This window comes from Gimesia algae (assembly GCF_007746795.1).
In the GTDB taxonomy this organism is placed as follows: Bacteria; Planctomycetota; Planctomycetia; order Planctomycetales; family Planctomycetaceae; genus Gimesia; species Gimesia algae.
Map to the genome: position 1 here is coordinate 2,802,992 of NZ_CP036343.1, position 12,413 is coordinate 2,815,404.

General features: G+C 46.6%; 7 protein-coding genes. 2 read left to right on the forward strand and 5 right to left on the reverse strand.

Annotated elements, in window-relative coordinates; all coding sequences use genetic code 11:
- Positions 1–5: 5 nt before the first annotated feature.
- From Pan161_RS10205 to Pan161_RS10215, 3 genes are read right to left on the reverse strand one after another with little or no spacing between them, the layout of a single operon-like run.
- Positions 6–3,947 carry a tetratricopeptide repeat protein gene (locus Pan161_RS10205; RefSeq protein ID WP_145226430.1) on the reverse strand — a complete coding sequence of 1,314 codons (3,942 nt, stop codon included), beginning with the start codon at positions 3,945–3,947 and terminating at the stop codon, positions 6–8.
- Positions 3,948–3,951: 4 nt separating this feature from the next.
- A complete protein-coding gene (locus Pan161_RS10210; protein WP_145226432.1) occupies positions 3,952–5,280 on the reverse strand; it encodes an esterase/lipase family protein in 1,329 nt (442 codons plus the stop codon).
- Between the two features lie 5 nt (positions 5,281–5,285).
- On the reverse strand, positions 5,286–7,514 hold the full coding sequence (locus Pan161_RS10215; RefSeq protein ID WP_145226434.1) for a hypothetical protein: 2,229 nt from the start codon (positions 7,512–7,514) through the stop codon (positions 5,286–5,288).
- A 982-nt stretch (positions 7,515–8,496) separates the two neighbouring features.
- Between Pan161_RS10215 and Pan161_RS10220 the strand changes: the two genes are divergently transcribed.
- On the forward strand, positions 8,497–9,021 hold the full coding sequence (locus Pan161_RS10220; protein WP_145226436.1) for an EthD family reductase: 525 nt from the start codon (positions 8,497–8,499) through the stop codon (positions 9,019–9,021).
- A gap of 320 nt (positions 9,022–9,341) precedes the next feature.
- A complete protein-coding gene (locus tag Pan161_RS10225; RefSeq protein ID WP_145226438.1) occupies positions 9,342–10,811 on the forward strand; it encodes an arylsulfatase in 1,470 nt (489 codons plus the stop codon).
- Positions 10,812–10,841: 30 nt separating this feature from the next.
- Here Pan161_RS10225 and Pan161_RS10230 read toward each other — a convergent pair whose 3' ends face one another.
- Positions 10,842–11,453: a pilus assembly protein TadG-related protein gene (locus Pan161_RS10230; RefSeq protein WP_145226440.1), complete on the reverse strand. Its 612-nt coding sequence runs from the start codon at positions 11,451–11,453 to the stop codon at positions 10,842–10,844.
- 89 nt (positions 11,454–11,542) lie between these two features.
- A complete protein-coding gene (locus tag Pan161_RS10235; protein WP_145226442.1) occupies positions 11,543–12,133 on the reverse strand; it encodes a TadE family protein in 591 nt (196 codons plus the stop codon).
- Between the last annotated feature and the right edge of the window lie 280 nt (positions 12,134–12,413).

Here is a 12,413-nt window from a genome sequence, read left to right on the forward strand (position 1 = left end):
ATCTTCTATCTCTTTTTCTTTGAGCGGGGACTCTTACGCGACTGCTTACTCAGTTCACGTTCTATTTCCTGTATCTCTGAATAGAAATAATTGTTACTTTCTCTGGCAGATTCCAGACAGTCTTCAACGACAGCTCGATGCTCGTGCTTTTGTTTCGTGCTTTTGGTATTTTTATAAGCTTCCCAATGAACCTCTGCAATTTTCAGGAGAACAGGGGCCTTGTTGGGATCAACGTCGAGCGCACGATTCATTGCATTGATTGCTTTCCCCAGGTTCTCTTCCGCCTTCTCACTTGCATCCATGATCCTGGATATTCTCGCAAGTTCGAGATAACCAGTTCCCAGGTCAAATGCTGTTTCATATCCAAATGGATCGAATGAGTTGATACGTTCCAGTTCTGGAATTGCGCGGTCTAATAATCCTAGAGCCTCCTGAATGTGATTTCTGGAATTATCACTTTGCATGTAAAAGAGACGCAAAACACGCGCCAGTTCAACTCTTGATCGAGCCAAATCGCGTATTCGAATCATTGAAGTGATATTTCTCTGGCTGTGTCGTTCGGCGGTTGTAACAGCTTCACGGGCCAGATCGACTGACTCAGTGAGATGATTTTGATCAAGCAGTATCTGACTTAACAATCTGGTTGAAAACAGATGAAGGTCCTGGAGTTCATTATTAGCGATTTGCCGGCCTGCATTTATTTTAACAGACTTCCATACATCTTCAGCAATCTGTTTTGAGGATTCCAGATCTCCTTTCCGTCTGAGGACAGATGAGAGAAAACTGCGCGCCCATTCTATTGCATAGTTATCTTCTTTTGGTGTGTACTGAGAGGAGCTAAGTAATTCGATAGAATAGCGAATCGTACTTTCTGAAGAATTATAATTTCCCAGTTCTCGCTGAATGATTCCTTGCAAGGTAATACCTTCCACATACAATTTATTCCATTCAATATTTTCTGGCTGATCATCATGTTTCTCTCTGCATTCTTCAATTACCTGAGAAACTTCGTCTTGAACACTAAGTTCACCTTCCGTAAAAAACTGGAGGCGGGCAATTTTCAGATTCAACCTCAATTGTCGTAACTTCAATTCAGCTCTCTGCTTTTGATTTATAGTAGAAATGACATTCACAGCTCGTAAGTATTGTTCATACGATTTTCGAGGAGATAATAATTCTGTATAGCCATTTCCCAGAAATTCAGCAGCATCAATCAGCATGAAAGCCAGCTTCGTTTCTTTGGGATTCAGTTCATAGAGTTTTTCTGCTGTTTCTGCAGCACGGGAAAGCAGATTACAGGCTGATAAAGCATTGCTATCCAATTGAGACTCTCCCTGTTGAATCATCCCGCGAATTGAATTCAGTTCCATTTCAAACGCCAGTCGATTTTCAGTTCCTTCCAGTTTCTTACTGAAATCCTCCCCAAATTCATCCAGGGCAATTCGAAATTCATTTCTAGTGCGCTGTATTGGCTGGCGAAGTTTGAGATTGATCCAGGAGTCGTCAGTAAACTTATCATTGAGGAAGATCCATAAATCACGAAATTCATCTGTCCACAACGTATCAAATTGCTGGGATCGTCGTCCCTTTAATTCCTGCACGTGTTCCAGTGAGAATTCCAGGAGTTTTACCACTGAGTGCCGTTGTTCGGCATCGTCGATTTTCTCCAAGTGTCTGGGTTTTACAATCAGATCGAGCGCACATGTTTCAGGTAAAGTAAGCATAACGATCTGCATAAACCAGTCATTTTGAAGTGCAGAATTCCTGACTGCGTTTTTCTCCAACCATGTCACAATTGTCCCCCATTGAGCTTTCCGCCCAATTCCATCATTGGGAACGGAAAGAATTGCATTTTGGCCATTGATCACCCAGGACCGAACCAGTTCTTCCAACAGGTGCTGCGAGATTGACTGAAACCTTTTCAAGACCCTGGAATTCTTATTCCTGAGGCGAATTGATCTGCGGTGACGAGTCAATTTTGACCTTGAAACTTTCAGATCGTTACTGATTTCATGAAATAATGCCGTCACCTTCGCAAAAGAGGGGAGCCGCGGAACAGGCCAGGGTACACTGACTGTTTTCCCGCTTTCACTTCGCCAGAGCATGGTCACCGGACTGCTAATATTGATTCCTGTCAGTAGATCATCCTGTTCTCGAGACGCTCTCGCGACCCTGAGATCGTGAATCAGCACGTAAGCGCAGCGGGTACGAGAGTCAATAATTTCGCCGGTAAAAAGCGATGCATCGACATGGTCATTATAGGGACGAGAGATCTGTAAACGGGGAAGCCCATCATTCTGGTTCAGATCAGCAATCGAGAGAAGAGGCTGATAGGTTGCCTCCTCATCATTACTGGATCCAAAGATATTGACCAAAGCACCATCGATTGAGTAGTGATTAAAGACCAGATCCTCACTACCAGGAACAACTTCACAGGCATCAATCCCCTCCCGCTGCAGACGCTCACGGCTCTCTGAATCCAGCAGGGCATCTTCACTGACAATTTTTTCCCAGTAACGGTCAAAGACTCGCAGAACCAGATCTTCTTCGAGCAGGTTACTTTGCCCGGTTTTCGGCTTCTCGACTAATGCTTCTTCTCTTAACGCTTCATACAGGTCTCTGTATAAATCGACCAGTTTGCGAAGTGTTACCTGGAATGCTCCAAGTCCGGGATAAGTACCAATCTGAAAATCGGACGAGTTTTGATTACGGGAAATATCAGGATCGCGATGGAACATAAGCAATTGATATAGATTGCCGATTTCAGCAGGTAATACAGCCGAGTTTTTTAATTTGATTTTCTTGAATAAATCACCCAGGGTTTGAGACTGTTTATCTTGGCTATAATTTTTTTGCATTCCCGTGGGTCGGAACGTCATGATTTCCTGGATGGATAACTGAGGCAATTCAATCACATCCGGAACCATTTTTTGTAGATTCGCGGCAGCAACTTCCAGAATTTTTCGTTCGAGTAATTCATCTGCTGCGGTTCTCCTTTTAGGCTTTAGCGGGCGAACCTGTTCATATTCGTTGGTCATCGACATGTTCACGATGCTCTTGACCAGATCAAACTGTCCCATCAGCAGAAAATAGAGTTGTGGAGGAGAATAGATACGTAAGAGCCGTAATAACTCCAGGCAACGATCTGGATTTAAATCGACATCATCCACCGGCACCAGAAACATACACCGTTGCGGATTACCTTGATTTCCTCCAATGGCTTTTGTTAACTGGTTTAAAACATCATCCAGCGTCTGTCTGATCTGTAACCGGTCCTGTTCCTGCTCCATGACAGCCTGACCATACTGTTCTCGATCAAGGCTTCCACTGCGATTATCCAGATTGCCGTCCAGGGCCCGTGCGATTTTTGCCTGGAACTGTTGAAAGCGAATGAAGTCATGATTATCATCAAGGGTGGGGTCGAGCAGTCCCCGGAATTCGTTTCGGCCCGGATCAAATTCCCTGGCAGCGCTACTTAGCCGAGCCAGAATAGCTGCTAATAGAGGTGTACTCTTGGGGAGCGGTTCCATATCCAGAGGCTCCAGCACGACAATCCGATCCTTAAGTGGTTTAACCAGAGCTGAAAAATCTTCCTCAGGAGGGATCTTTTTCTTTTCGGATGATCCCACTCCGTCATTTCTGATAAAATTATGATAGAAATCGTCATTCGGATCAGTGACAATCAGCCGCACCAGAGTGACCATCAGGGTTGTTTTTCCAGTTCCTCTTTGCCCATCAATAAATGCTAATTGAGCTAAACGATCATTGCTTATCCAGGCAGGTCTGGTGGGAACTTCCAGGCGGTTATCCAAATCAGTCAGTGCGGTATTCAGTCGCCTGAGCAGTTGGCGCAAGCCGATTCGCTGATCACGCGTCAGCTCGGAATAGCAGGCGACAGGAATGGCTTCGGATCGTAATAATACGGGCCGTTCTGGTGTGTTATTCATCGGTTTACTTCTCCTGCTTCAATAACCAGTGCGTCAAATGTTGAATTGTCTCTTTTTGCTGAAAGTAATTGAGGTGATGCACATCATCACTAGTGGGAAAGGTGTAGATATTGGAATCTGGAATCAATAGATTATCTGACAAGTCGTGCATGGAAGCGGTATCGACTACCAGGTCGTTCTCTGAATTGAATATTTTGTCGGTAACCGCATTCAATCCGTGCGTTGCTGGATTCGTAAAATAACGCCAGAATCTCCAGCCTGGATCTTCTGGCTCGAAATTACTGCGGATCGCGAAGTACAATCGCTTTTCGCCGAAAGACAGTTTTCGCAGACGTCTCAGATCAGCGTTGTCCCCTGCGCGGGACTGTCCATTGAGTCCCGGAACCAGCGAGACCACTGTATCTGCCAGGGGGGTATGTGCGGCAAAGCTGGTAATACTGGTCAAGACCTTCAGCAGTCCCGTAACACCAATCAGCAGAGGAACTGCAGTGGAAGCAAATCCCGAGATGGTACCCAGGGCTCTTCCATAGTTGGTGAGAAGTTTCAGTGCAGACCGGATATTCGCCGGAGCAGCGAGTCCCGTTCCTGCCAGGGGGCTTCCTACCAGTACTGCTTTGCCACGCAGTTCTGGTTGCGGGCTTAGTGCTTCAAACCACCAGCGAGTGACCAGTCCCCCGCGACTGTGACTGATCACGTCCACCACTGCTTTTGAGTTCCGAAACTCTTCCGCCAGGTCCAGCGCATTGTGAATGGGACTGACTGAAAGCGTGGGATGATCAAATACAAATACCTGCTGATTGTATTCTTTCATAGCCCGTTTGAGGAACTCTTTGCCTTCTGTTGTCGACCTCAGGTTTTTTAGAAAATTCTCGTTATTACTGAATGTGCCATGAACCAGCAGCAGAACACGTCCCTCTTGTGGCAGAGGTTCTTTCTTTTTCAGTCTGCCGTCAGTCAGCTTTCTGATTCCCTGGTGGGGAGTCATTTTCTTATCCAGTTCAGTTAGAAATTCCATGACTTGATTCGGAGGCAGTGTTTCAAATTTGATCTGCTTCAACACCTCTCCAGAGGTGGGGGATAACCTTGATCTGCGTCGCCTGTTGAAAGAATGTTTCGTTATCAGGCCTGGTTCCCAGGTCAATAAATCTCCTGTATCAACCAGCGACAATGTTTGCACGTTATTACTGATTCGTCGACGGCCACCACGTCGCATGACCCCCACAGGAGTCTCCAACTTCAGAGTATCCGTGAAGTCATGTACGCCAATCTCGTGAATATGGTCATCGAGAATCGCGACTACTTTCTCGTTTAAATCTCCATTGGATTTCTTCATATTGCTCATCCGGAATATCTCGGCGATAAAGGAGTGACGCTGTTTTGACGTGCTAACCGAACATCGATCATCGAGTGAAATTCTTTTTCATACTCCAGGTTCTCCAGTCCTGCCTCATATGCATCCCTGAAACTGGATCGTTGTGTGAGCCAGACGCTCTCCAGAGGAACCAGATTTCCATTAGCTAAATGGTCCCGAATCTCCCGGTAAGTTTCCGGACCCAGTAACCAGGGTTCTCTGTATTTACCAGACTGACCAGAGCTTTGATCTGAATTTATGTGGCCGATTTCAAGGAGTTTGAGCTGGCTGAACTGCGTATAAGCCTCGTCACTCCTCCAGTACCCTGGGAATGCATGACCTTCTAATAGAAACAGGACCGGGTAAACCTCGATATATTCGAGGCAGGAAGCCATTAACAGCGCCAGATCGATACAGGTCCCTCGTTTCCCTGACAGAATTTGACTTGGCGTTCGCAGACGTTGTGAAGATTCTCGATAGGTGGGAGGAGGATTAATGTAGTAGATTGAATGATCCAGAGTTAAGGCAGCCCAGATGGCCTGAACCTGTAAATCGACTCCTTCCCACATATCTTCACTGCTGAAATCGGAACATTGATAGCCATCAAATCCCACAACTGGGTTATCCGCCAGACAGCTCAGGTACCGTTGAGCAAGATCGATGATCTGCACCACTGCCGGGTCTCGCGGTAGCACGAAGGAAGGAAGCCAGTGCCGGTCTTGATCATCGTCCCGCCACTGATCGGTCGGCATTAACATAACCCGGTGCGTATTCCGATAGAGTATTTTGCCGCCATGGGTAACATCAACATACAAACTCGCTGGCTGATTTTCATCAACCGACCTGACAAGTTCCGTAGAAAGTGGTAACCGGATCTGAGATGAGATTTCTGTTAATGGTTGGTCAAGATCAAGCGATAGCCTGCAGGGAAAACTGTCCCCACCGGTACTAAATTGAACATGAATGCAAATATCCTGCAGACATCCTTTGCACAGTTTGCGGAAAGTAAAGTTCTTAAACAGATTACGGTTGTTATGGATCAGCGAATAATTCAGGTCTTTGAAGGGCTGTACATCAATGTCAACCAGGTTTTGTACCGATCCAGCCTTTCTCTTCACTTTCGAAGTATGAACATATTGAGTTACTTCAGGTTGTTTGCCTGCTGAAGGCTGTTGTACGAGAGAGCAGGCGCTCCAGAGCATGATGCCAGTACCTTGCAGATTCTGTTGAAATCCGCGAATCGAGTCCATTGCCTTTGTGAAAGCCGCTAAGAGATTCCAGCCATTGCTCTTGAGTTCACGGTAGAAATGAGAATAGAATGATTCAGCAAGACTGTCATTAAAAATGGATTGAAATCCAATCGACGCGCGAGCCCCCTGGCCAACAGTCATGGCAGCGAGACGTGCACCCGAATTTCCGCAATTGTAGGCGACCAGCCACGGTTTTACCTGAGCTGCATTGATCGCTTCCGCCAGCTTTTCCGCTCCCGCAGCGGCCAGTTTCCGGCGCTCACCGCGCAGCAGGAAACCATCCCAGACATCTCCCGATTGTCCCCGTTTCAAATCCTCGATTTCTTCATCGTCGAAAAGGGTCACCGCCAGATGAGTGTCAATACCAGTGACATGCAGAACTTCGGGGGACAGTTTTTGTATTTTCTTGACTAATTCCGTGTAGGTTGGATCTTTTATTTCAGGATCGACGGGTGGGGGAGCTTCTGTTTCTGATTCAGAGGAGTCAGCGAAATATGCTCTTACGAGTTTGTTTTCAGCTTCAAAGGAATAAAGCTCACGCACCCGGCCAGGAGCACTTTCCAAAATTGTGATTTTTTGAGGGGAGGCGTATTGATTCTTAATGTCTCCCAGGTGACGTACGACTGTTAATGGTCGACCACCTCGAGACAATTTTGTCGCAGCAGTCAGTACATATTCCCAGGGAAAGACTCGCAGTTCCCACCCTGTTTTATCATCGATAAAAGGGATCGAGACTTCCAGAATATCTGCATCTGCGATGTCGGTCAAATCATCTTTTTTCACTCGCAGAGTTTTTAATAACGTCTGCTTGGCGCGATCAGATATTTTGGAACTAGTATCAGAGCTACCGACCCATCGTGTGCGATTTTGAATGACATAAGACCATTCAATGGCAGCTTTTTCTAACGTTTTGCCTCCGGAAATCTGGCAGATATCTCTCTGCGTCGTACGTAAGATAGCTTTCATCAGATGTCCTTTTCGACTTCGGTTAGAAATTCCAGTCGGACTGTCCTGAAGGCAGTAACTGATTCTGTCTAAGATGTGAATTAATTCTCAACAAATTCAATTAGAGAAAACACATCAGTTCGATGGGTGTCTTCTGCTCATGAGAATGTTTGTCAAATCCATGAAAGCGAATCCATTCACTAATGCCACCTGCCAGTAAATAAATCTCTCCGGATTTAACAAAGCACAACTCACAGGCAGACATTTGGGCCACCAACTTCCAGAACTCCATCAGCAAGACGAAGAGGTGTGTATAGAGGGGTATTAAAATATACCCTACCATCTAATTGGTAGAGTAATGTAAACCAATACTGTATGCACCTGTTTATACTAGATGCTAAAGTGCAACATATACAAGAACATTTAGTCTACCTCATGCAATATTAGTTAAAATATTACTTATACGTTTTCTTGTCGAAGACAGAATCTCCTGAATTGTTATCAGTTTCCTGCAGTAGCAGGTCTGCTCGGACGTGCCTATCATGCAGGCCACATCCGCTATAGAAGTTGCTGATTCAGTGTGGCGGAAAGCGAAAGCGATTTGTCTTCCGTGTAGCATTTTCGTTTTTTAGATCTGGTTCTGAATACAGGATAATGACCTTGCCTCGTTTCTTGATCCATACGGAATGCGAGAATATTTGTTATCTTGGATTAATTGCAGGAGAATCAGACAGCATGAAACGCAAACAATATTCGGAAGAATCGTTTGCCTTTGCTTTGAGGCAGCATGAGCCCGGTACTGCGTTTGGCTTCGATGAGAGTGAAGAAAAAGCAGTGATTGATTGAAAGATCTGATGCTTTCAGAGTCATTGAAAAATGGAAACGGGGACTGCCCACATTAGACTGTGTCCAGTTTTACTGTAGCGTCTCCAAGGCCATTTGGACCGAGTATAATAGATTGAGAGGCGCTAGGGTTAAATGTGATGCGCTCTAGTCGTCCCCCATGTCAGACGACGCCCAGTATACCTTCGACCGCGTTCCCGGAATCGATGGTTTCTATGGCGCCAGTTCGATGGAACGACTGCCGACCGAAATCGCAGTAACGGATCAGGTCCACCAGTTTGGGGTTCTGTGTTTAGCGAAAAATCAAACAGCTCGCTTTTCCTTTCACCGACCGAAAGATTCGAAAATGTATCGACTGACTGTAATGTATGGACACCCGCAAGACCCTGCTGTGTTTGATCGCTATTATCACGAAGTCCATATTCCCCTGGCAAAAACCATGAAAGGCCTCACCGGCTGGACCATCGGCAAATGCATCTCCGCGGAGGCAGGCAGCCCTCCGCCGTATTATTTGATTGTCAGTCTCTACGCAGAGTCGGCAACCGGAATGCAGGCGGTTCTCGAAAGTCCCGAAGGGCAGGCAACCATCGCAGATGTCTCTAACTTTGCCACCGGCGGCGTGATGTTTATGTATGACGAGGAAGAGGTTTTGATTCCTGTTGAGCTAAAGACGATAGGAAACTAGAGATTGATTTGATCCCATCTGGTTCCCCATCAAAGGACTCTAGAATGCGATCCAGCAACACAGCCTCAATGACGCCTCTGATCCTGTCGCTTTTGATTCTAATCTGCCTCTGTATCTCACGCTTGCCAGCAGTTGATCCCGTTCTATCTGAAACCAAGATTGAATGGGGACCAGATCTTTCTCAATATTCATATAAAACCGAGCATTGTTTAAAGGCCAAAGCAGCTTTCCAATTCAGCCTCAGTTGCTTTCCCTCGGGCGTGCCCCGTATAGTAAAGAGATCTATCACCCTCAATCACCATTTGTGAAGGTCTCACCAGATGAAAGTCCTATCGCTCCTGATCCGTTCCCCGTTTCTGCTGCCGGTTCTACTCCTGAGTCTGTCTCTGCAAACCACAACATTTGCAGGTAATCAGCCGAACATCGTCTTTATACTTGCCGATGATCTGGGCTATGGAGATCTGGGCTGCTACGGGCAGAAAAAAATCAAAACGCCACGCATTGATCAAATGGCAGCCGCTGGCATGAAGTTCAGCCAGATGTATGCAGGCTCAACCGTGTGTGCCCCTTCAAGATGTGTTCTGATGACAGGCCTGCACATGGGCCACTGCCGCGTCAGAGGCAACACGCGTGTCAAAGAAAATCAGTCACTTAAACCCGAAGATGTAACGGTTGCCGAAATCCTGAAACAGGCTGGCTACAAGACCGCTCTGACGGGCAAATGGGGTGTAGGGGAAGCAGGCACGCAAGGCGTACCCAACCTGCAGGGCTTCGATTATTTTTATGGCTATCTGAATCAACACAACGCCCACAACTATTATCCCGGTTTCCTCTGGAAGAACGGAAAAAAAGTAAAGCTGAATAATATTGTTGATCCCGAAACGATCAACTCCGATGGGCTGGGCGGGGTCGCCTCTAAGAAAGTCGACTACTCTCATGATCTGGTCATGCAGGAAGCACTCGACTTTATCGATCGTAGCGCCCAAGATCCGTTCTTCCTGTATGTGGCACTGACCATCCCCCATGCCAACAATGAAGCGGGGCGCAAAGTGGGTGATGGTCAGGAAGTGCCTGATTATGGTATCTACGAAGATACAGACTGGAAGAAACAGAACAAAGGTCAGGCCGCCATGATCACCCGCATGGATACCGGCGTCGGCCAGATTCTGGATAAACTCAAGGCACTCAAGATCGACAAAAATACGCTGGTCATTTTCAGTTCAGATAATGGACACCACCGTGAAGGAGGCAATGATCCTGAATTTTTTGACGCCAACGGACCGCTCAGAGGCATGAAACGTGATTTATACGAAGGGGGCATCCGCGTGCCATTCATTGCCTGGTGGCCCGGCACCACACCTGCGGATTCTGTATCTGATCACATCGGCTATTTCGGTGACCTGATGGCAACGGCTGCGGATCTGGCAGACGTCCCCTGCCCGGCTGGACTGGACAGCGTTAGCATCCTCCCCACGCTCACCGGGCATCCTGACCAACAAGAGCAGCACGACTTCCTCTACTGGGAATTCTATGAGCAGGGCAGCAAGCAGGCAGTTCGCGCAGGAAAGTGGAAAGCCGTTCGCATGCCCATACTGACGGGTACGACCGAATTGTATAATCTCGATCAGGATCTAGGGGAAGGCAAAAACATCGCAGATGAGCATCCGGAACTGGTGAAACAACTGGAAGCCATGATGCAACAGGCCCATTCAGATGACCCACTCTGGAAGCCCGGTGGAAAAACTCCCAAAAAGCAACCGGCACCCGGTGATGGCAAACCACGGTTTTAAAACCGTTTTAATCTTCATTGATATTGACCATCAATTACAAGTATATGTATCAATCGTCACGAGCGCGACTTCACCTGTCAGAATATCGTAGTATGCGGTTGATTTTGCAGAAACATCAAACAAGGAAAAGCCAAACAAAGTACTGCAGAAACTTTCCACTTCGACTGTTGCCTGCGCACGAACAGCAGGTAATACGCCAAGTACATTCACATCTAATGATGAATTAAATGTTATTTCCGGTAGTGCACCAGGAATCGTTATTCTGCCAAATACTAAATTCCCGTCACAGGAAGCATTTTGATTCGGGTTCAGGTTCGGGTCAGGGGGGGAAACAATTATAGGATCATAATTGGGATCTAATACAACAGGCTTACCAGTTACAGTATTGGCAGCAGCATAGGTAACACCTGAATTTCTTGCATCCTCTGTAAGCGTACTCCCTTCAGCCCCCCACTCTTTAACGGCAGCCAGCGCTGCCGCATCTAGAGCATTTTTAAGTTCGACGTGAGCCTGCCATAGATTAGCAATCTCCAGGACCACACAGAAAAACGTCAGAAACAAAGACCCCCAGATCACCAGCCACAGGACTGCAATCCCGCGACGGCAATCATTGATTTTCTTTTCTGTGTGAATTCGCTTCATAATTAATACGCTATTTTTTCAATTTAAAATCAATACAGGGCCATTAACTTCATTTTACGCTTCGCGGACAGGATTTCTGAAATGCAAGATCAAGGTATTGCAACCAGAGGAACTTCATAAAGATAAGTTGTCGAATGTTCCACAATATAATCCTGTATGGAAAAACCAAAGCTCGATAATAAATCTGGAATGTTGTTTCCTAACCTCACACACACAGTGGTTCGCACAGATTGATTGACGAGAACCACAATTCCTCCCGGTACTGTGGGAAGCGGTGATGCTGGAGGTTCGCAGTTACATTCAGGATCTGGAGAGTCCGGATCCGCAATTGTGACTTCAGGCCCCGCCGCGATTGACAGAACTGGAGGAATGGGAGGAACTGCAGGAACAACCCCACCAGGAACATTATGCTCAAGTATCACCCGACAACTCCCTTGTGGCAGCCCCCCCACACGCAATACCCGATCAATGCTCGCTTTCAAGTCGCCTGTGTTTACTGAATTGATATTAGCAGGGGATGTTTCCGAAGTAATCTTGGCAGCATAGCGGGCCGCATAAGCAGTCTGCTCACTTGCGACATAAATTAAAGAAATCTGGACCATCGCCAGCATGATAATCAGCAACGCTGGCGCGGTTAGAATCAATTCCAGCACGACAACCCCCGAGCGGGAAACGATCATCTCCTTATCCTTAGTTTGTTGCCTGATTTTCTGCACAGTCAGATTCCATATTATTTCGCAAGACAAATCTTTTAATCATTTCCAGCAAACTAATTGCTCCTATACTAGTTTGGCAAGCAATTTGCGTTCCCTACACTCCTGTCACTTCAGTTCTCAGCAGAAACTGCCGAGAATCTGGAGAACATCTGTAATTCAAGCAATCTGGGATTCTCGCAAAACGACGCCGGATACCAATTCTGTTTGAACAATGATAACCATACTTAGCATGCGCGAAGCAAAT